Annotated in this window: 16 protein-coding genes and 3 pseudogenes; 12 read left to right on the plus strand and 7 right to left on the minus strand. The window is 58.2% G+C overall.

The genetic code is table 11. The annotated features are described in order from the left end of the window. Positions 1 to 24: 24 nt before the first annotated feature. Entirely contained in the window at positions 25 to 840 is an 816-nt protein-coding gene (locus V6P94_RS10530; protein WP_219262473.1) for a P-loop NTPase, read from the minus strand. Positions 841 to 1,308: 468 nt separating this feature from the next. Here V6P94_RS10530 and V6P94_RS10535 point away from each other — a divergent pair, with 468 nt between their 5' ends. After that, complete coding sequence (locus V6P94_RS10535) at positions 1,309 to 2,286, plus strand: AraC family transcriptional regulator (protein ID WP_326398282.1); 978 nt, start codon at positions 1,309 to 1,311, stop codon at positions 2,284 to 2,286. 231 nt (positions 2,287 to 2,517) lie between these two features. Here the strand turns inward: V6P94_RS10535 and V6P94_RS10540 are convergent. Next, positions 2,518 to 2,781: pseudogene (locus V6P94_RS10540) on the minus strand (quercetin 2,3-dioxygenase); the annotation flags it as partial. An 84-nt stretch (positions 2,782 to 2,865) separates the two neighbouring features. Here V6P94_RS10540 and tnpB point away from each other — a divergent pair. Together tnpB and tnpC are read left to right on the plus strand one after the other, a co-directional pair. Beyond that, positions 2,866 to 3,225, plus strand: coding sequence for an IS66 family insertion sequence element accessory protein TnpB (tnpB, locus tag V6P94_RS10545; protein ID WP_317757738.1), 360 nt, complete (start codon positions 2,866 to 2,868; stop codon positions 3,223 to 3,225). An 18-nt stretch (positions 3,226 to 3,243) separates the two neighbouring features. Next, positions 3,244 to 4,776, plus strand: a complete 1,533-nt coding sequence (gene tnpC, locus V6P94_RS10550; protein WP_338649312.1) for an IS66 family transposase — start codon at positions 3,244 to 3,246, stop codon at positions 4,774 to 4,776. A 44-nt stretch (positions 4,777 to 4,820) separates the two neighbouring features. Here the strand turns inward: tnpC and V6P94_RS10555 are convergent. Then, positions 4,821 to 5,288 (minus strand): annotated as a pseudogene (locus V6P94_RS10555) (pirin family protein); the annotation flags it as partial. A 249-nt stretch (positions 5,289 to 5,537) separates the two neighbouring features. Between V6P94_RS10555 and V6P94_RS10560 the strand changes: the two are divergent. The 5 genes from V6P94_RS10560 to ycaC all read left to right on the plus strand — a co-directional run bounded on the left by V6P94_RS10560 (position 5,538) and on the right by ycaC (position 10,656). Further along, on the plus strand, positions 5,538 to 6,488 hold the full coding sequence (locus V6P94_RS10560; RefSeq protein ID WP_219262470.1) for a GlxA family transcriptional regulator: 951 nt from the start codon (positions 5,538 to 5,540) through the stop codon (positions 6,486 to 6,488). A gap of 122 nt (positions 6,489 to 6,610) precedes the next feature. Then, positions 6,611 to 7,435 (plus strand): alpha/beta fold hydrolase, encoded by an 825-nt coding sequence (locus V6P94_RS10565; protein ID WP_133077803.1) that lies wholly within the window; start codon positions 6,611 to 6,613, stop codon positions 7,433 to 7,435. Positions 7,436 to 7,550: 115 nt separating this feature from the next. Continuing rightward, positions 7,551 to 8,162 (plus strand): antibiotic biosynthesis monooxygenase, encoded by a 612-nt coding sequence (locus tag V6P94_RS10570; RefSeq protein ID WP_219262469.1) that lies wholly within the window; start codon positions 7,551 to 7,553, stop codon positions 8,160 to 8,162. Next, the gene (locus V6P94_RS10575; RefSeq protein ID WP_219262468.1) at positions 8,159 to 9,997 is read left to right on the plus strand and encodes an amidohydrolase; all 1,839 of its coding nucleotides are present in this window, start codon (positions 8,159 to 8,161) and stop codon (positions 9,995 to 9,997) included. Before V6P94_RS10570 ends, V6P94_RS10575 begins: the two co-directional genes overlap by 4 nt. Before the next feature lie 32 nt (positions 9,998 to 10,029). Then, positions 10,030 to 10,656 (plus strand): isochorismate family cysteine hydrolase YcaC, encoded by a 627-nt coding sequence (ycaC, locus tag V6P94_RS10580; RefSeq protein ID WP_133077800.1) that lies wholly within the window; start codon positions 10,030 to 10,032, stop codon positions 10,654 to 10,656. 136 nt (positions 10,657 to 10,792) lie between these two features. Here the strand turns inward: ycaC and V6P94_RS10585 are convergent, their stop codons facing one another. Beyond that, positions 10,793 to 12,220, minus strand: a complete 1,428-nt coding sequence (locus tag V6P94_RS10585; RefSeq protein ID WP_219262466.1) for a mechanosensitive ion channel family protein — start codon at positions 12,218 to 12,220, stop codon at positions 10,793 to 10,795. 118 nt (positions 12,221 to 12,338) lie between these two features. Between V6P94_RS10585 and V6P94_RS10590 the strand changes: the two genes are divergently transcribed. The 3 genes and pseudogenes from V6P94_RS10590 to V6P94_RS10600 all read left to right on the plus strand — a co-directional run bounded on the left by V6P94_RS10590 (position 12,339) and on the right by V6P94_RS10600 (position 15,720). Beyond that, positions 12,339 to 13,235: a LysR family transcriptional regulator gene (locus V6P94_RS10590; RefSeq protein WP_326398280.1), complete on the plus strand. Its 897-nt coding sequence runs from the start codon at positions 12,339 to 12,341 to the stop codon at positions 13,233 to 13,235. 175 nt (positions 13,236 to 13,410) lie between these two features. Next, positions 13,411 to 14,460 carry an alpha/beta hydrolase gene (locus V6P94_RS10595; RefSeq protein ID WP_133077797.1) on the plus strand — a complete coding sequence of 350 codons (1,050 nt, stop codon included), beginning with the start codon at positions 13,411 to 13,413 and terminating at the stop codon, positions 14,458 to 14,460. 14 nt (positions 14,461 to 14,474) lie between these two features. Next, positions 14,475 to 15,720: pseudogene (locus tag V6P94_RS10600) on the plus strand (cupin domain-containing carboxymuconolactone decarboxylase family protein). On the opposite strand, the gene V6P94_RS10605 reads toward V6P94_RS10600, so the two are convergent. From V6P94_RS10605 to V6P94_RS10615, 3 genes are read right to left on the minus strand one after another with little or no spacing between them, the layout of a single operon-like run. After that, positions 15,708 to 16,601 (minus strand): LysR family transcriptional regulator, encoded by an 894-nt coding sequence (locus tag V6P94_RS10605; RefSeq protein WP_219262463.1) that lies wholly within the window; start codon positions 16,599 to 16,601, stop codon positions 15,708 to 15,710. The pseudogene V6P94_RS10600 and the gene V6P94_RS10605 sit on opposite strands and share 13 nt — an antisense overlap. Positions 16,602 to 16,625: 24 nt before the next feature. After that, positions 16,626 to 17,417: a type I methionyl aminopeptidase gene (gene map, locus V6P94_RS10610; RefSeq protein WP_326398279.1), complete on the minus strand. Its 792-nt coding sequence runs from the start codon at positions 17,415 to 17,417 to the stop codon at positions 16,626 to 16,628. Next, positions 17,414 to 17,656 (minus strand): ParD-like family protein, encoded by a 243-nt coding sequence (locus tag V6P94_RS10615; protein WP_133077793.1) that lies wholly within the window; start codon positions 17,654 to 17,656, stop codon positions 17,414 to 17,416. The genes map and V6P94_RS10615 overlap by 4 nt, the downstream gene beginning before the upstream one ends. 142 nt (positions 17,657 to 17,798) lie before the next feature. Between V6P94_RS10615 and V6P94_RS10620 the strand changes: the two genes are divergently transcribed. Then, positions 17,799 to 19,556 carry an ATP-binding protein gene (locus V6P94_RS10620; protein ID WP_338649313.1) on the plus strand — a complete coding sequence of 586 codons (1,758 nt, stop codon included), beginning with the start codon at positions 17,799 to 17,801 and terminating at the stop codon, positions 19,554 to 19,556. The last annotated feature ends 6 nt before the right edge of the window (positions 19,557 to 19,562 follow it).

A 19,562-nucleotide genomic window follows, 5' to 3' on the forward strand; every position in this document is an offset into this window, starting at 1 on the left:
AAAAGTCTGTGTTTTACGGTGTGTTTATACGGTCTGGGATTTTTGGATGAGGGATTCCAAAAAGAATTCTATGTGGCCTGTGGGTGTTTCGCGCAGGGGCCATTTTTCAATTGATTTGGCTATTTTTTTAATGTCATGAGCAAAGTCTGATTTGGGAAACATGTCATATAAAGCCTTGCCTTTACTGGCTGCCATTCGGGATGACTTATGTTCATGAACGTACCCGGCGTAACTCAGAAATACATCGTTGTTCTTGTTTAATTGTTGAAGGGTGTTGAAAGCTTTTTGACCTTCATGTGTGTCAAGGGCTTTGTTGATCAGTATTCTGAAGTTGTGTAAGTCGTAAGTGCTGTGCAGTATATGTATAAGGGCCTGTGTGCTGGCGATGGCCGTTGGTTCGCTGCAGGTGACAAGCAAAATTTCTTGTGAGGCGCGGATGAAATTAAGCGTGCACTTGTTAATGCCGGGCGCTGTGTCAATGACAAGGATGTCGAGTTCTTTGGAGATTGTGCTGAGCGCATTGACGATGCCAAAGTGATGAGCCGTCGATAAATGTTTCATCGATTTCGGCAGGCTGCTGCCGAGAATCAAGTTGATGCCTTTAGGTCCGTTATAGATGACCTCTCGAAGGGAGCTATTCCCTTCGATTAAATCTGTAATGGTATAGTCAGGTGAAATGTTCAAAAGCGTAGCAATGCTGGGAAGTTCCAGGTTAGCGTCGAGAATTGCAACGCGTTTTCCAAGGTCTGCCAGCGCCATTGAGAGGTTGATCGATAAGGTACTTTTGCCCGTCCCACCTTTGCCACTCGCAATCACTATGACTTGAGGGTGTTGGCTCATTATAAGTGCGCCGTTTGATAAGCTCTAAGTGGTTTGTGTCACTGTGCAAATCGTTACCTGGATTGAACATTCACCGTTTTATTCGAAACTTTGTGTAGCTGTCCTTGCGTCCAAATATGCCGGTGTCGCCTGTCAAGAGGTAGAGAGTCGCTCGAAAAAAAGCGGTGGTGATTGAGAATTGATAGGACCTTATCTTTTTGAAGGCCCATACCCATCCTTTGTGTTGATTTCGCTTTGGATTGAGTGTCATCGTTAATATGAGCTACTTAAATTAAAGTATTGGATCCAGCTTTATCAACGGTATAGTGGCACGTTTCTGTTTGGATGATAAGTGTTCTGGGGCGATAGAGTGGTGTCCATGAGCGCATGCACTATTGACGTCCAAGATCCCGTCATCAAAGATTTAATGTGTCATGTAAGCTGCTCTGCTCTGAGCTTGCAGTATTTTATATCAGGGATGTGTCGTAGATGTTTAATATTAGTAAGGCGTATGTGCGGTTACTTGGTCATGCACTTGGTTATCACTTTTCGAGTAAAGACGGCTTTGATGTGGATGTGCTGGGGCCTGGTGAATATATAGATATTGTACGGGTGTATGAATGGTTAAATGATTTGACGGCCAAGGTGGAGGATCCAGATCTTGGTTTGAAAGCATTCGGTAATGCACACCCCGCAATGTTGGGTGTTCTCGGGTACGCGGTGATGTCATGTTCAACATTAGGGCATGCGCTGGAGCGGTTGGTGACGTACCATCCATTAATTAGCAATGGCTCTTTTTTGAAAGTCGAGTTTCGCGGAAAATATCTTAAGGTTCTAGGTTTTGAAGTAGGTGATAAACCACCAAGAGTGTTCGTTGATTCAGGGGCGTCAGTGTTCTTAGGCTTGATGCAGTGGCTAGTCCCCAATCAGGCTGTTCAACCAGTCGCTGCGGAATTTACATATACTGAGCCGGTGGACTTAAATGCATTAAAAGCAATATTTGGGAAAAATATTACCTTTTCTTCAGCGTCGAATAGTCTGCTTTTCAGGAGGGAAGTGTATGATTATCCTTTGATATCTGCCTCGCCGACATTGAATGTTGTGCACACGGATGTGCTGAATGTTTATTTGCAAAATTCAATCAGTGGGCTCATGTCATCCAGGATTAAAAAAATCGTATCTGATGGGTTGTTGATTGGCTGTATTCCTACCGTTCAAACGGTATCGAGAGCCATGAAGATGAGCGCTAGAACACTGCAAAACTATTTGCAGCGTGAAGAAACTACCTTTACGGCTATTTTTGAGGCCTCTCGAAAAGAGCTGGCGCGTCATTTGTTGAAGGATTCGGCTTACAACTTGAAGTATATATGCGCGACTCTGGGTTTTTGTGATAAGAGCAGTTTCCACAAGGCGTCGTTGCGTTGGTTTGGTATGACGCCTCAGAAGTATCGTGAATTGGCAGAGTAAGAAATGAAGTTGCAGTGCTGACTGTCTTGTCGTGCGGCTATAAAGAGACGAGTTTAGGTGGGCTGGATTGTTAATAAGCCGTGCGCCTGCTGCTATAAGAATGTTTGATAGCACTCTCCTTCGCAAGCAAAGCTCGAATGATGGTACCGCCAGCGTGTTTTATCACCGGCAGCACCCCAGACGACTTGTTAGCGACGCCATTGATCGTACGCATAACCCAGCTTCAGCCCGTCAAGGCATCTGCGGCAATTCCTGCGCCCGCAGATCGAATACCAGCACCTCGGCGTCACTGCCATTGTCCAAGGTCAGCCGTTGCTCCTTGCGCACGCGCACACCGTCGCCTTCCTGCAGTGCCATGCCGTTGAGTTCGACGCTACCACGTGCCACGTGCACATAGGCGTAGCGATCGGCGGCAAGTTCCAGCGTGGCGCTTTCCTGGCCGTCTATCAGGGCTGAATACACCCGGGCATCCTGGCGTACGTGGAGCGAACCATCGTAAGCGCTCCATAAACCCCACATTCAAAGCGCTTAGCTGATCCCGGATGCTGTGCTCCCGATCCCCTCAGGAGCCAGCTCGCCATGATGCGACCCGATGCCAAAGTCGAAAAAGTGTATCTGTACCCCAAGCCGGTGGACTTCCGAAAATCCATCGACGGCTTGGCTGCGCTGGTCGAGCTGGATATTAAAGTCGCAGTATTCGACCCTGTGCTTTTCGTTTTCCTCAACAAGCCCCGCAACCGAGTGAAGATATTGTATTGGGAGCGCAACGGCTTCTGCCTTTGGCTCAAGCGCCTCGAGTCCGAACGATTCAAAACATCGCCGGACTCCACCGACGAGGCGATCGTTCTGACCGTCCAGGAACTCAACTGGATGCTCGATGGCTTTGACCTCTGGCGTAACCGCCCTCACCAAGTTTTGACACCGCGATTCGTAGCCTGATTCGGTATAATCCGGGCCATGAATTCCATGCCCGAAAACCTTCCCGATGATCCCGTGCTGCTCAAGCAAATGCTTGGGCAGATGCTCGACGAGCGTCAGTTGGACAAGGGAAAGATTGTTCGGCTCGAAGAGCAGAATGCCCTCCTGCTTCAGCGTCTGTTCGGACGTAAGTCCGAGCAAACAGCTGATGCGGCAACGCCGCAACTGGCCCTCTTCAATGAAGTAGAAAGCGTCGTCGAGCCTGTGGACGAAGCCTCATCTGAAGAAGTCGTTGCCCCGATCAAGCGCCGCGGCAAACGCAAGCCACTGCCCGCCGACCTGCCGCGCATCGAGATTATCCACGAACTTCCCGAACATGAACTGACGTGCGTCTGCGGCTGCCGCAAACACACTATTGGCGAAGAAGTCAGCGAGCAGCTTGAAATCGTGCCGATGCAGATCCGTGTGATCAGACACGTTCGCAAAGTTTACGGTTGCCGCGACTGCGAGATGGCGCCGGTCACTGCTGACAAGCCGGCTCAACTGATTGAAAAAAGCATGGCCAGCCCAAGTGTTCTGGCGATGCTGCTGACCACCAAGTACGTCGATGGACTACCGCTTCACCGTTTCGAAAAAGTCTTGGGCCGCCATGGTGTCGATATCCCGCGCCAGACGTTGGCACGCTGGGTTATCCAGTGCGGTGAACACTTTCAGCCGCTGCTGAATTTAATGCGCGATAGCCTGTTGGGCAGCCGTGTTGTCCACTGCGATGAAACACGGGTACAGGTGTTGAAAGAGCCTGACCGAGATCCAAGCAGCCAGTCCTGGATGTGGGTGCAAACCGGCGGCCCGCCAGATAAACCAGTGATCCTTTTTGACTACTCCACCAGCCGCGCGCAGGAGGTGCCGACACGCCTGCTCGATGGTTATCGTGGCTATGTGATGACCGATGATTACGCCGGTTATAACGCGTTGGGCGCGCAGGCCGGAGTCGAACGTTTGGGCTGCTGGGCGCACGCAAGGCGCAAGTTTGTTGAAGCCCAAAAAGTACAGCCGAAAGGCAAGACGGGACGTGCTGACATCGCGCTGAACCTGATCAACAAACTCTATGGTGTAGAGCGTGATCTGAAGGATGCGTGCGACGACGATCGTAAAACTGGCCGTCATGATCGGAGTCTGCCAGTGCTGGCTCAGTTAAAAAGCTGGATGGAAAAGACGCAGCCACAAGTTACGTCTCAGAACGCCTTGGGCAAGGCCATCGGCTATCTGGCGAGTAACTGGAACAAACTGGAACGGTACGCCGAGGAAGGCTATTTGCCGATCGACAACAACCCCGCCGAGCGTGCGATCAGGCCCTTCGTCATCGGAAGAAAGAACTGGTTGTTTAGCGACACACCCAAAGGCGCGACGGCCAGTGCTCAACTTTACAGCTTGGTCGAGACTGCCAAAGCCAACGGCCAAGAGCCCTATGCGTGGCTGCGCCACGCATTAGAACGGCTGCCACTGGCGACCTCGGTTGAAGATTACGAAGCGCTGTTGCCGTGGAACTGCTCGCTGGTGTCGCCTAACTAGGCGCGTTACCCATCTTTAAGTTGGTGGGGTTTATGGAGCGCTTACGAACCATCGGCGCCATCGGGCGAGATGATCAGTTGCAGGCGTCCGCGTTTCTTTTGCGTGGTGAAGTGCTCTTGTTGGTAGCGGGGTTTGGCGCCACCGACGTCAGGCACGATCCAGATTTGCAAAAAGTGCACAGGCTCGTTGTGCGAGTGGTTGTACTCGCTGTGCGCCACGCCGCTGCCGGCGCTCATCAATTGCACGTCACCCGGGCGGATCACTGAACCTGTGCCCAGGGTGTCCTTGTGTTCCAGCGCACCGTCGAGCACGTAGGAGAAAATTTCCATGTCGCGATGGGGGTGCTGACCGAACCCTTTACCCGCTGCCACGCGGTCGTCGTTGATCACCAACAGGTCGGAGAAGCCTTGTTCATCCAGGTTGCGATAGTTGGCAAATGAGAAGGTGTGGAACGATTTCAACCAGCCATGGTTGGCGGCGCCGCGATCGGATGCTTTGCGAAGGGTCAGCATGATGACATCTCCTGTGTGGACGTTGATTCGTCCGAGTGAGGAGAAGGTTAATGGTTACTGATCAGTAAATTAAGTAGATGGAAACTGAAACAGTGTCTCTCTGTAGTTGACAATTTTAGCGGATTTATCACGTATGATTTTTCCGACGCTCGCTCATGAACTGCGCGTTTGCAGTGGCCCGGATGCGGCGCACTATTGTTTATCCACAGCGGACTCGCTCATGCAGCTGCCTACAGTGAAATCTATCTTATGAAAACCGTGGCGATGGTGTTGTTTCCAGACTTTCTGCTGCTCGACATGGCGGGGCCCATGGAGGTGTTCTCGATTGCCAACCGCTATCTACAGCCGGATCAGCAGTATGAATTGACCACTCTGGCTACCGAGCCCGGCCTGCTGCGCGCCTCAAATGGCGTAAAGCTGCAGGCGGATCGGCATATTGACCAGGCCAGCGGGCACTATGACTTGCTGCTGGTACCCGGTGGTCCGGGGGCCTACAACGATAAACCGCAGGCATTGCTGGAGTGGCTCAAGGGCGCCGTGACCCGGGCCGGGCAATACGGGTCCATCTGCACCGGGGCATTCTTGCTGGGCTTTGCCGGTTTGCTGGATGGCTATCGCGTCACGACCCATTGGCATTACACCGAGCGGCTGATCAAGGCCTTCCCCTCGGCCCGGGTAGAGGTCGACCAGATTTTCGTGCAGGACCGCAATCTCATTACCTCTGGCGGCGTCACGGCCGGTATCGATCTTGCGCTGTCGGTCGTCGCCAATGACCACGGCAAAAAAATCGCCCTGGACGTGGCCAAAGTCCTGCTGGTGGTCATGAAACGTCAGGGCGGCCAGGCGCAGTTCAGTCCACTGATGGCCTCGGTTGGCCCCCAGGAAACCCCCATAACCCGGGTTCAGAACCATATGCTCGAACACCTCGATCAGGCTTTCAGCATTGAATCCATGGCCAGCCTGGCCAGTATGAGTGCCAGACACTTTGCCCGGGTTTTTGCCCGTGAGGTCAACATGACGCCCATGGATTTTCTTCAGGGCGCGCGTATAGACCGGGCCAGAAACCTGCTGGAGACCAGTGAGTTGCCCCTGAAAACAGTCGCTTTCAAAAGTGGCTTCGGCAGCGTCAGGCACATGCGTTTTCTGTTCAATGAAAAGCTTGGTCTGACCCCGGCTCAGTACCGCGAGCAGTTCAGCTAGCCTCTACTGTCCGTGGTGGGCACCGATATGGCCGTAACGCTCCTACCAGAGCAGTTGTGCTGTCATCGATGCCTGCCAAGATAGATGAGAACTCTTTGCACTTGCACAAGGATGACCGCCCCATGAGTACGTTCACCACCCGCGATGGCACCGAAATCTACTACAAGGACTGGGGCACGGGGCAGCCCGTGGTGTTCAGCCACGGCTGGCCGCTGAACGCCGATAGCTGGGAATCGCAGATGCTGTTCCTGGCGTCCAAGGGCTATCGGGTGATCGCCCATGATCGCCGCGGCCACGGGCGCTCCAGCCAGCCGTGGGCAGGCAACGATATGGACACCTACGCCGATGACCTGGCGCAGTTGATCGAGCTGCTGGACCTGCAGGATGCCGTGCTGTTCGGTTTTTCCACCGGCGGCGGTGAAGTGGCGCGTTATATCGGTCGTCATGGTACGGGCCGGGTGGCCAAGGCGGGGCTGATTTCATCGGTGCCGCCCTTGATGCTCAAAACCCAGGCCAACCCTGGCGGCTTGCCGCTAGAGGTGTTTGACGGGATTCGCCAGGCGTCACTGGCGGACCGTTCGCAGCTGTACATCGACCTCGCGAGCGGCCCTTTCTTTGGTTTCAACAAACCGGGGGCAAAACCCTCCCAGGGCATGATCGACTGGTTCTGGATGCAGGGCATGACCAGCGGCCACAAAAACGCCTACGACTGTATCAAGGCGTTCTCTGAAACCGACTTTACCGAAGACCTGAAAAAGTTCGACATACCGACCCTGGTGGTCCACGGCGACGCCGACCAGGTGGTGCCGATCGAAGCTGCGGGCATTGCGTCGGCAGGATTGGTCAAAGGTTCTACGCTGAAGATCTACCCCGGTGCCCCCCACGGGCTGACGGATACCCACAAGGATCAGCTCAATGCCGATCTGCTGGCGTTTCTCAAGGGCTGATACGCGTTGCTTCACTTCAACTCTGTAGCGATCCACCGTGGGAGCGAGCCTCTCGTTCCCGCGGTTGAAGTGTCTGCAGGGAATAGTCGACTGGATAGGGTTGGAGCCTTGCGTCATGTCTGAATCCACTGAGATCAATCCGCCGACCCGGGCTTTCGATGAGGTTGTGACCCTGGTGGTCAAGCATCGGGTCAAGGCCGGTTTTGAAGTGCCCTACAACGCGTGGCTGCGCAAGATCGTGCGCATCGCCGGGCAGTGGGACGGGCATCTGGGGGTGGATGTCGTGCCCGGCAAGAGTGCCGGTCTGGACACCTATACCTGCGTGCTGCGCTTTTGCTCCACTGACGCCATGCAGCGCTGGCTGGACTCGTCGCAACGCCGCGAACTGGTCAACGAAGCCACTCCCATGCTGGCGGACGGTGACCAGACCGAGGTCAATCCGGTCAACGAATTCTGGTTCGCGCCCCACACCGAGTCCCGAACGCCACCCCCCCGCTGGAAGCAGGCCGTGCTGACGCTGATGGTGATTTTTCCCCATACCTTGCTGGTGCCGCTGATCTGGAAGCCCTTGCTGGGCTTGAGCCCTTTTTTCTCCCAGTACGTGGTCGCCACCTTTGTGATCACGCTGACCATCGTTGTTTCGGTGGTTTATCTGTTTATGCCAATGGCGACGCGTGTGTTCGCGCCCTGGCTGACTGCTGCCACTGAACCCGAGGAACCGCGATGAACGCCGATCTGATCTTATTCAATGGCCAATTTAATACCGTCGATCGCGAAAACCCCCATGCCAGTGCCGTGGCCATCCGCGACGGCCGCTTTGTGGCCGTCGGCACCGATGCTCAGGCAATGGCCCTGCGCGGTACGGGCACCCAAGTCATCGACCTCAAGGGGCGCTGTGTCATTCCGGGCCTTAATGACTCGCACCTGCACCTGATCCGTGGCGGCCTGAACTACAACCTCGAACTGCGCTGGGAAGGCGTGCCATCCCTGGCCGATGCGTTGCGCATGCTCAAGGATCAGGCCGATCGCACGCCGACTCCGCAATGGGTGCGCGTGGTCGGCGGCTGGAACGAATTCCAGTTCGCCGAAAAGCGCCTGCCCACCCTGGAGGAACTGAACCAGGCGGCCCCGGACACTCCGGTCTTTATCCTGCACTTGTACGACCGGGCGCTGCTCAATCGGGCCGCGCTGCGAGTGGCTGGCTATACCCGCGATACCCCGAACCCGCCGGGTGGCGAGATTGTGCGCGATGCCAACGGCAATCCGACCGGCATGCTGGTGGCGCGGCCCAACGCGATGATCCTCTATTCGACCCTGGCCAAGGGGCCGAAGCTGCCGCTGGAGTATCAGGTCAACTCCACCCGCCAATTCATGAGTGAACTCAATCGCCTGGGCCTCACCAGCGCGATTGATGCGGGTGGTGGTTTCCAGAACTATCCAGATGATTACCAGGTCATCGAGCAACTGGCCAAAGACCAGCAATTGACCATCCGCATTGCCTACAACCTGTTTACGCAAAAGCCCAAGGAAGAACTGACCGATTTCAAGAACTGGACCAGCAGCGTCACCCTCCACCAGGGCGATGACTTTTTGCGGCACAACGGCGCCGGAGAAATGCTGGTGTTCTCGGCAGCGGACTTCGAGGACTTCCTTGAGCCGCGCCCGGACTTGCCGCAAACCATGGAAGACGAACTGGAGCCCGTGGTGCGCCACCTGGTGGAGCAGCGCTGGCCGTTTCGCCTGCATGCCACCTACAACGAATCCATCAGTCGCATGCTCGACGTGTTCGAGAAGGTCAATCGCGATATTCCGTTCAATGGCTTGCCGTGGTTTTTCGACCATGCCGAAACCATCACCCCCCATAACATTGAGCGGGTAAGGGCCCTGGGCGGCGGCATTGCGATTCAGGATCGCATGGCGTTCCAGGGCGAGTATTTCGTCGAGCGATACGGCGCCAAAGCGGCCGAAGCCACGCCACCCATCAAGCGCATGCTGGCCGAAGGCGTGCCGGTGGGGGCGGGCACCGATGCCACCCGCGTGTCCAGCTACAACCCGTGGACTTCGCTCTACTGGATGGTCAGCGGTCGCACGGTCGGTGGTCTTGAGCTGCACGCCGAAGGCCTGCCCCGGCTCACTGCGCTGGAGCTGTTCACCCACGGCAGCGCCTGGTTTTCATCCGAACAGGGCAAAAAGGGGCAGATCAAGGTCGGCCAGTTGGCAGACGTGGCGGCCCTGAGCGCGGACTTTTTCAGCGTCGACGAAGAAGCCATCAAGTGGATCGAGTCCGTGCTGACCGTGGTGGGCGGCAAGGTGGTGTATGCCGCCGGCGACTTCGAAAAACTTGGCCCGGCCCGCGTACCGGTGTTGCCCGACTGGTCGCCGGTGGTGAAAGTCCCCGGCCACTGGCGCCCGGGTGCGCCGCTGCAGGCGCAGGTCCACCAATGCAGCGGGCCATGCGCGGTGCATGCCCATGGCCATGAAAAAGCACGTTTGTCGAATGCACCGGTCAGCGACTTTGCCGGATTCTGGGGCGCCTTTGGCTGCTCCTGTTTCGCCTTTTGATCCCGTAACACCTATCTATCGAGGAGTTTCACATGAGCACTGTTCCGTACAAGCGCCTGAACAAAGATGATGCTGTGGTGTTGCTGGTTGACCACCAGACCGGTCTGATTTCGCTGGTCCAGGATTTCTCGCCAAACGAATTCAAGAACAACGTGCTGGCGTTGGGCGATGTGGCCAAGTTTTTTAAGCTGCCGACCATTCTGACCACCAGTTTTGAAAACGGCCCCAACGGCCCGATGGTGCCGGAGCTTAAGGAACAGTTTCCGGACGCCCCGTACATCCCGCGTCCTGGCCAGATCAATGCCTGGGACAACGAAGACTTCGTCAAGGCGGTAAAGGCGACCGGTCGCAAGCAACTGATCATTGCGGGTGTGGTGACGGATGTATGCGTGACTTTCCCGACGCTGTCGGCGCTGGCTGAAGGTTATGACGTGTTTGTGGTGACGGATGCGTCGGGCACCTTCAACGAAACCGTACAACAGGCTGCCTGGGCGCGAATGACGGCAGCGGGTGCACAGTTGATGAACTGGTTCTCGGTGGCGTGCGAGCTGCAAGGGGATTGGCGCAATGACATGGAAGGCCTGGCGAACCTGCTGTCGCCGCGCATTCCCAACTACCGCAACCTGATGAACAGCTATTCGGTATTGACCGCCAAGTAAGGCAGCTCCGTTGCTGTTGTAGTCGCTGCCGTAGGCTGCGATAAGAGCCGCAGGACCTTCGTTTGGTTTTGGAACGAGGGTCGCTTCGCAACCCGTCGCAGCCTGCGGCAGCGGCTACAGATATCACCCTCCCTTCTCAGCGCCTGTGCAACCAACTCAAAAAACCGCCTTTGATGGCCGGTGCCGGCGCGGCCATCAGCGCCATGCGGCTACTTTGCTGGCGCACGGCCTGCAACCTGTTCAACGCCCGTCCTACCTCTGTGCGCTGCGCCATGCATTCGCGGGTCACAGACTTGTCGAGCCGATAAATGATGCTTGAGGTCAAGGTGGTAAAGGTCGCCTGGGACGGCGAATCCGTGAGAATGCTTTCCTCGCCCATGATCTCTCCCGGCCCCATGCGTCCGGCCTCAACAGGCCCCGCTGCGTCGGGCACGGTCACGCTGACCACTCCGGTGGCGATGACCATCAGGCTGTCCGGCACCTCGTCCAGCGCCAGCACCACCTGACCGGCCGCGTATTGCTGGGCAACCATGGAGAGGGCGATCTGGTCCCGCTCTTGCTCACTCAGGGAACGGAAGACTTTCACCTCGTCGAGCAAGGCCCGCGCCCGGCCCGCGGGTTCGATTATCGCGTCAGGCTGGCGTGAAATACCCGCCGCTTCCAGGTGTCGGTGGGCCAGGTCAAACAATTGGTTGCGCACTTCACTTTTTCTGGCCAAGTCGGCAATGAACCCGCTGGCCACGTATTCGGACATGATCTCGCCAGCCTCCTTGAGCACCGCTTTGGGCGCAGGATTGAGCAGCAGGCTGCTGCTGCCCTGCAGCGTGCGCTCCAGTGCATCGAGCACCCGGCGGGGGCGAACATGGTTGGGCACCTGAATGCTGATCGACACGCCATGCAGATTCGTGGGCCGGCTCAGGTTGACGATCTTGGCCTTGGCCGCCACCGAGTTGGGCACGACCGCCGTACTGCCCGCGCTGGTCAGCAGGTGGGTGGCGCGCCAGTCGATATCCAGCACCTTGCCTTCGACACCGTCGATCACCACCCAGTCATCCACCTGATACGGCTTGGTGGTGTTGAGCACGATGCCGGAAAACACGTCACTGAGGGTGCTCTGCAAGGCCAGGCCGACCACAATGGCGACCACCCCGGAAGTCGCCAGCAAACCTTTGACCGGCAACTCCAGCACGTACCCGGCTGCGGCGACGATGGCCGCCAGAAACACCAGGGCGCCAATCACATCCTGCAGCAGGCGGCCGCTGTGACCGATGCGGCGCATCAGCACCAGGCCGATCACTTCGGTCAGCACCCGCGCCGCGTACAGCCACCACACAATTCCCAGCGCCGTCGCCCCCAATTGCTCCACCCGGTCATCGGTAAACAGCGGGGCCTGCAACGGGCTGACGCCAGCGTTGATGATCAACGCGCTGAACATCGCAAACAGCGCCAGACGCACTCCCACCCGGGTGACACGTTGCTTGAACGGCGCCAGATGCCAGAGTGCGGTGTCGATCACCAACAGCACGGCACCCCAGGACAGCGGGTGATCGAGGAGAAAGGACATGGGCAAACTCCAGTTTCAGAAAGCAGGCGAGAGAGGGGGACCGTGCACAGAGAATAGACGGGTGTTGAAAAGGGAAAAAGCCGCTATAAAGGGTTTAACTGTCCACCAGGTAGTGACAATGAACCCCTTTGAAGACATGCGTATTTTTTGCCAGGTCATGGACTCCGGCAGCTTCACGGCGGCGGCCGACCAACTGGGCCTGTCCAAGCAATTCGTGAGCCGACGATTGATGCAACTGGAGGCGCGACTGGGCGTGCGCCTGCTCAACCGCTCTACCCGGCGACTGGACGTCACGCCCCTGGGGCAGACCTATTACGAGTCGGCCATGCGCTTGCTCAACGACGTCGAGCACATGGAGCAGGGCATCGCCGGCCAGACCAGCGAGCCGCGCGGCACCCTGCGGGTCAGTGCGCCGCTGTCCTTTGCGATGGCGCATCTGGGCTGCCTGCTGCCGTTGTTTTTGCAGCGCTACAGCGGCGTGACCGTAGAGGTGGACCTCAGCGACCGGCCAGTGGACTTGCTCAGCGAAGGCTATGACCTGGCCTTGCGCATCGGCGTGCTGGAAGACTCGACCCTGATTGCCCGCCGTATCGCCAGCATCGATCGCGTGTACTGTGCCAGCCCGGCCTACCTGGCCGAGCGGGGCACACCGCTCAAACCCCAGGAGCTGCACGAGCATGATTGCCTGCCCTACGGTCATGGCCGTCAAGTGCAGTGGCGTTTCGAAGGGCAGGGCAAGCCCCTGACCCTCAACGTCAGCGGGCGCATGCGGGTCAATAATGGTGAGTTGCTCAAGGATGCGGCCATCGCCGGGCTGGGGATTACCTACCTGCCGACCTTTATCGTCGGCTCGGCGCTGGAGAGCGGGCAATTGGTCCGGGTGCTGGACGATTACCGCTGCGCGCCGCTGGCGTTATCGGCGGTCTATCCGCAGCACCGCCAGCGCTCGCAGCCGGTGCAGGCATTGATCGAGTTCTTGCGCGAGCGGCTGGATCAAGTGCAAGGAGGGTTGTAGCGCCATTGTGCAGATCAGGCCAGGGTGGGGCATTTATGCATGCTTGATATAAGTGCTATCCGGTAAGCGCCGTTTATCAATTAACTCCCAGCCGCTAAGTTACTTCTATATTGAATACGCGCACGTCTATGGCGGCCGTTTCCTACAGAAGTTTCACTTTGACGGGGAGATTTTTATGACGTTTACGGTGCTTAAAGCCACGCTAATGGCCGCAATGGTCGGTATGTCCGCCGCCGAGGCGGGCGACTACAAAGCCAACCCGTTTACCTTGACCTACGCTGGCGCAATCACCCGCAACGAGCCGGGCAAGGTCAACATTCATCCGGTTACCTACACGCTCAACGGCCTGGATATTGCCGCCAATGTGTACACTCCGGCGAACTACGATGCCAACAAAAAATACCCGGCCATTGTTGTTGCTCACCCCAACGGCGGAGTCAAGGAGCAGGTGGCGGGCCTGTATGCCCAGCGCCTGGCTGAAAAGGGCTACATCACCATCACTGCGGATGCCGCCTATCAGGGGGCCAGTGGCGGTCAGCCGCGCAATGTGGATAAACCTGCCAACCGCGTTGAAGACATCCACGGCATGGCTGACTTCATCGCCCGTTACCCCGGTGTTGATCCTCAGCGTCTTGGCCTGCTGGGCATCTGCGGCGGTGGTGGCTATGCCTTGAAGGCGGGGCAAAGCGACAAACGCTTCCAGTCGATTGCCACCGTGAGCATGTTCAACTCCGGGCTGGTTCGCCGTAATGGCTTCATGGATTCGCAACTGGACACTATCCAGGAGCGTCTGCAACAGGCATCCGCAGCCCGTGCCCAGGAAGCGGCAGGCGGGGAGGTGGTGTACACCGGTGATGTCAAACTCACCGACGAACAGATCGCCAAGCTGCCTTTCGACCTGTATCGCGAAGGCTTCGAGTATTACGGCAAGACCCATGCCCACCCCAACTCGACCTTCAAATACACCCTGAGCAGCCTGCTGGACCTGATGAGCTTCGATGCCACCAATCAACTCGAACTGCTCAACACGCCGCTGCTGATGATTGCCGGCAGCAAGGCCGACACGCTGTACATGACCGAGCAGGCGTTCGCCAAGGCTACGGGCACCCAGGACAAGACGTTGTTCAAGATCGAGGGCGCGACCCATATCCAGACCTACTGGGTGCCTGAATATGTCGACGCAGCCATCAACCAGCTGGCCGATTTTTACGCCAGGACACTCTGAGTCGGGAGGCAGGCATGAACAGGACACTATGGACGCTTGCGCTGTGTGCCGCGGTGCCCCTGACTGACGCCGCCGCTGGCGGTAGTGACAGGGCCCGCACGCAGCAGATCACCCGTGGCGACACTCAGGTACCGTCGCCGGGGCCAGCGGATTATTTTTCAGGAGTGGTGCGCGTCGATCCCTTGTTTGCTGCCAGCGATGAAATCAGTGCATCGGGTGCCTATGTCACGTTCGAGCCTGGAGCACGCTCGGCCTGGCACACTCATCCAGCCGGGCAGCGGCTGGTGGTGGTTTCCGGGGCAGGCCTGACGCAGGAGTGGGGCAAGCCGGTGCAGCAGATTTACCCGGGCGACGTAGTGGTCTGCCCGCCGGGCATCAAACACTGGCATGGCGCAGGGCCAGACGGTGCCATGACCCACCTGGCCGTCACCGGCACGGTGGACGGCAAAAACGTGACCTGGATGGAGAAAGTCACGGATGAACAATACCGAGCCCGTTAAATTCCAGGCATCTGCGATGCTGGCCGTGGCGTTTACCTTCAGCCTGGGCCTGGCCACCTCCTGGGCTCAAGCAGCCCAACCGGCCGGGGATTCGCCCGCTGCCGGCGGGGTGGTCGAGCAGGGCCTGTCGCCCCGCCAGCGCGCGATTCCCCTGATCGCCGCCGCGATGGCCAGCAGTAATATGCCAGCGCTTGATCGTGCCCTGAATCAGGGGCTCGATGCGGGTCTGACGGTCAGCGAGGTGAGGGAGATCCTGGTGCAGTTATATGCCTACACCGGTTTTCCGCGCAGCCTCAACGCCCTAGGTGAGTTGATGAAGGTGCTGCAGGCCCGTCAGCAACGTGGCATTGAAGATGCGCCGGGGCGTGAGCCGGAACGTGTGATCCCCACCGGCGACGAGTTACTGGCGGCGGGCAAGGCCAACCAGACCCGTATTTCAGGTGCACCGGTACAGGGCCCGTTGTTTGACTTTGCTCCGGTGATCAACCAGTACCTGCAGGCGCATTTGTTCGGCGACATTTTTGAACGCGACAATCTGGACTGGCAAAGCCGCGAGCTGGCGACCGTCGGAGCACTGGCTGCCACGCCCGGGGTTGAGCCGCAACTGCGCTCACACATGGGCGCAAGCCTGCGGGTGGGTCTGAGCGAGGCGCAACTGCGCGAGGTGAGCCAGGTATTGGCCGAAAGCGGTGATGGAGATGCCGCCCGGCGCGCCGTCGAGGCGCTGGACGCGCAACTGGCAGCGCGTCAGTCGGGGTAGCGCAGGGCTTCGCGCAACAGGGTGAAGGCCGGGGAAGACTGACGACGGCTCGGGTAATAGAGGTGGTAGCCAGAGTAGGGTTCGCACCAGTCCTCCAGCACGCGGATCAAACGGCCCTGCTCGACATGGGGCCGCACCACATCTTCCGGCATATAGGCCAGGCCCAGCCCCTGCAGGACCGACTCCAGGCGCATGGCAATGTTGTTGAACACCAGTTGGCCTTCTATCCGCACCTTGAGCGCCTGGCCGTTTTTCTCGAACTCCCACATAAACAGGCCGCCGTGGGTGGGCATGCGCAGCGTTATGCAGTTGTGTGACACCAGGTCGGCCGGGGTCACCGGCGTGGGGTAGCGACTGAAGTACGCGGGGGAACCGACCACGGCCATGCGCATATCGGGGCCGATGCGCATGGCAATCATGTCCTTGGCTACCTGTTCGCCCAGACGCACGCCAGCGTCGAAGCCCTCGGCGACAATATCGGTCAGGCCGTAGTCAACGATGATTTCAATGTTCAAGTCGGGGTTGTCAGGCAACAGCTGAGCCAGCACCGGTTGCAGGACCGCGATCGAGGCATGCTCCCCTGCCGTGATGCGTAATGTGCCCGCAGGTTTGTCGCGGAACTTGCTGAGCAGCGCCAGTTCGTTGTTGATCTCGTCGAAGCGTGGCGCAATCACCTGCAACAGGTGCTCCCCCGCTTGCGTGGGGGCAACGCTGCGGGTTGTCCGCGCCAGCAACCTGACCCCCAGCCGCTCCTCCAGTTGGCGCATGGCCCGGCTGAGTGCTGGTTGCGATATGCCGAGCCGGGCCGCGGCGCGCGTAAAACTGCGCTCTTGGGCGACGACCGAGAAGATTGCCAATTGCTCGTAATTTTCAACCGCCATATCGCCGTCCTTATGCAGTGCCCGTCAAACGATGGCGGGGTAGTCGGCCATCGTGTCCGGCCACGGGCTCAATACTTCAAAGCCTTCGTCGGTCACGGCGACCATGTGCTCCCACTGAGCCGATAGCGCGCCATCCTTGGTGACCACGGTCCAGTGATCGGGCAGGGTTTTGACATGGTGTTTGCCGGCATTGAGCATGGGCTCGATGGTGAAAATCATGCCGGTCTTGAGCTTCATGCCCTGGCCCGGATAGCCGTAGTGCAGCACTTGCGGCTCGTCGTGATAGACCTTGCCGATGCCGTGGCCGCAGTACTCGCGCACGACGCTGAAGCCTTCTTTCTCGGCGAGGGTCTGGATGGCGTGGCCGATATCGCCCAGGGTTGCTCCGGGGCGCACCATGCGGATACCGGCGCACATGGCGTCGTAGGTGGTCTTGACCAGATGCCGTGCGGCGGCACTGGGTTCGCCGACGAAGTACATGCGGCTGGTGTCGCCGAACCAGCCATCCTTGACCACCGCAATGTCGATATTGACGATGTCGCCGTCCTGCAGCACCCGGTTCGAAGGAATGCCGTGGCACACCACTTCATTGACCGACGCGCACACGGTTTTCGGAAAGCCGTGGTAGCCCACGTTGCCCGGAATGGCCTTCTGCACATTGACGATGTAGTCGTGGCAGATCTGGTCGAGCTGGTCGGTGGTAACGCCCGCCTTCACGTGTTCGCCGATCATGGCCAGCACCTCGGCGGCCAGTTTGCCCGCCACCTTGGACTGGGCAATCTGTGCCGGGCTATTGATAACGACGTTGTTTCTCATTGATTTGCTCCCGCAGTGGCATCAGCCAGTTCGCACACGTGCTTCAAATCGAGACCGCCTTGCAGTTCGGCCTGTATCAGCAAGCGGCAGATCTGGTTGTGATCCAGGTCGGGATGCAATTCGGTCAACATGCCGATACGCATCCAGTGCTCTGCCTGTGCATTGATCGAACGGTTGAGTGCGTTGCTGGCGACCCGCAAGTTTTCATGGGTGGCGTCCGAGATCTTTACGATGCCCATCTGAATGCTCAATATGAAATGTATATGAAACGTATATTAATCGAGAGGGGTGCCCGATCGCAACTCAAAGGTCTGTTTGTCATGGACAGCGCGCAGGGTCGATCCCTATGCTGGTGCCATTAAAAAAACAATCAAGCACACCATGACCCTCAATGCCTCTTTCCATGCGCTGCTCCATTGGCTGGCCCGGCCACACCGAAGCCTGGTGGCGCGCTATACCCTGCTTTCGGTTTTTGTGATGAGCATTGCGCTGATCACCCTTGCCGTTCTTTACGAGCAATTGGCCAAGGATCTGCTCAACCGCCTGACCGGTGAGCGGCTCGACGCTCAGGCGCTGTCGACGGCAAACCGCTTGTCATCGTTTCTGGATGACCGCTTTTACCAGCTCTCGGCCCTGTCGAATCACCCCAACATGCCTGACTTTATCGCCGACCCGTCACCCCTGATCAGTGACGTGGATTCGTTGCTCAAGCTGGAGGGGGACTTGCCCTTCATGTACGGGGTGCTGTTTTTCGATGAGCAGGACCGGCTGGTCAAGGTATTGCCAGGCCAGTCTGCCTCCAGTGAGCCTTACTGGGGCAGTGAGCACTGGTCCATCGCGGGTCTGGCGGTGCAAAAGGTGGGGGATGTGGAGGTCATTGGCCCGCTGCTGCCCAAGGCGGGAGGTTCGGGCAGCTTTCTGATCCGCAAGAGCGTGCGCAACGGCCGCACCAACCAGCGGGTACGGATTGCGCTGCATCTACGCCTGGCGTCCTTGACCGAACTGCTGGTCAGTGCAGGCATGAGCGGTGTGGTGGCGCCGCTGTTGCGCGTGCCCGGAGGCGAGTTTGTCGACCCCACTGGCCGTCAGGTCAAGGCCCCGACCCAATGGCATGAAGGACCGGTCATTCTGCCGGGCTGGCAGTTGGTGTTCAGCGTGGAGCCGGGAGCGATCCTCAAGCCGCTCAACGACGCCCGGTGGTGGCTGTACTGGGTCGCTGCGGGTTTCATCGGTTTTATCCTGATCGTGTTTTTCACCCTGTCCCGGCAACTGCGTTCACGGGTCAGTACGCTGCTGCAAGGTGCCCACCAGCTGTCCATGGGCGACCTGACCTACCGTCTGGCCCGGCAGCCCCGTGACGATGAAATCAGCCATGTAGCCCGGGCGTTCAACGTGATGGCCGAGCGCCTGGCCCAGGTCATGGAAAAAACCGTGCGCACCGAAAACCTCGCGGTGCTCGGTACATTCGCCACCGGTGTTGCCCATGAGGTGCGCAATCCGCTGGCAACCATGAAAACTACCGTTCAGGCCCTGCTGCGCCGGGAGCAAGAGCCGCAACGACGCCTGCTGCTGAGTGATCTGGTTAAGGAAATCGACCGCCTGTCACGGGTCACCAATGACTTGCTGGAGTACGGCAGGCCGCGCCCGGCTCAGCCGCGAGAGGTGTCGGTGGCGCAGCTTTTTGCCCACGCCGCGCACGTGGTCGGGCCCCAGATGCAGGCACGCAACATTGATTTTCAGTGCGCTGCGCCACCGGACTTGCAGGTGTATATCGACCCGGATCAGGCCCAGCAGGTGTTGCTCAATTTATGCTTGAACGCCTTGCAGGCCAGCAGCGAGGGGCAGGTTGTCCGGCTTGACGCCGAGCCCTGGCAAGGGCGGGTACGTATGGTGGTCACTGATCAGGGCTGCGGTATATCGGCCGCTGACTTGCAGAATATCCGCCAGCCATTTTTCACCCTCAAGGCCCGTGGCACCGGCTTGGGGCTAAGCATTTGCCAGCAGTTGCTGGAGGCCAACGGCGCCCGAATGGAAATCGCCAGCACCGTGGGCGAGGGCACTCGGGTGATACTGGATTGCCCGATGCCGCCATCCCCCCTGCTAGCAGGACACGTCCCAACAGAGAACGAATTGAAGTGAGTCGCT

The organism is Pseudomonas sp. ML2-2023-3, from assembly GCF_037055275.1.
In the GTDB taxonomy this organism is placed as follows: Bacteria; Pseudomonadota; Gammaproteobacteria; order Pseudomonadales; family Pseudomonadaceae; genus Aquipseudomonas.

Bases quoted from the DNA above. Each gene is read 5' to 3' on its own strand.
- V6P94_RS10575 (WP_219262468.1), top strand. From the start codon at position 8,159: ATGAACGCCGATCTGATCTTATTCAATGGCCAATTTAATACCGTCGAT.
- V6P94_RS10620 (WP_338649313.1), top strand. From the start codon at position 17,799: ATGACCCTCAATGCCTCTTTCCATGCGCTGCTCCATTGGCTGGCCCGG.
- V6P94_RS10590 (WP_326398280.1), top strand. From the start codon at position 12,339: ATGAACCCCTTTGAAGACATGCGTATTTTTTGCCAGGTCATGGACTCC.
- map (WP_326398279.1), bottom strand. From the start codon at position 17,417: ATGAGAAACAACGTCGTTATCAATAGCCCGGCACAGATTGCCCAGTCC.
- V6P94_RS10605 (WP_219262463.1), bottom strand. From the start codon at position 16,601: ATGGCGGTTGAAAATTACGAGCAATTGGCAATCTTCTCGGTCGTCGCC.
- V6P94_RS10585 (WP_219262466.1), bottom strand. From the start codon at position 12,220: ATGTCCTTTCTCCTCGATCACCCGCTGTCCTGGGGTGCCGTGCTGTTG.
- V6P94_RS10565 (WP_133077803.1), top strand. From the start codon at position 6,611: ATGAGTACGTTCACCACCCGCGATGGCACCGAAATCTACTACAAGGAC.
- tnpC (WP_338649312.1), top strand. From the start codon at position 3,244: ATGAATTCCATGCCCGAAAACCTTCCCGATGATCCCGTGCTGCTCAAG.
- V6P94_RS10615 (WP_133077793.1), bottom strand. From the start codon at position 17,656: ATGGGCATCGTAAAGATCTCGGACGCCACCCATGAAAACTTGCGGGTC.
- V6P94_RS10530 (WP_219262473.1), bottom strand. From the start codon at position 840: ATGAGCCAACACCCTCAAGTCATAGTGATTGCGAGTGGCAAAGGTGGG.
- V6P94_RS10570 (WP_219262469.1), top strand. From the start codon at position 7,551: ATGTCTGAATCCACTGAGATCAATCCGCCGACCCGGGCTTTCGATGAG.
- ycaC (WP_133077800.1), top strand. From the start codon at position 10,030: ATGAGCACTGTTCCGTACAAGCGCCTGAACAAAGATGATGCTGTGGTG.
- V6P94_RS10560 (WP_219262470.1), top strand. From the start codon at position 5,538: ATGAAAACCGTGGCGATGGTGTTGTTTCCAGACTTTCTGCTGCTCGAC.
- V6P94_RS10595 (WP_133077797.1), top strand. From the start codon at position 13,411: ATGACGTTTACGGTGCTTAAAGCCACGCTAATGGCCGCAATGGTCGGT.
- tnpB (WP_317757738.1), top strand. From the start codon at position 2,866: ATGATGCGACCCGATGCCAAAGTCGAAAAAGTGTATCTGTACCCCAAG.
- V6P94_RS10535 (WP_326398282.1), top strand. From the start codon at position 1,309: ATGTTTAATATTAGTAAGGCGTATGTGCGGTTACTTGGTCATGCACTT.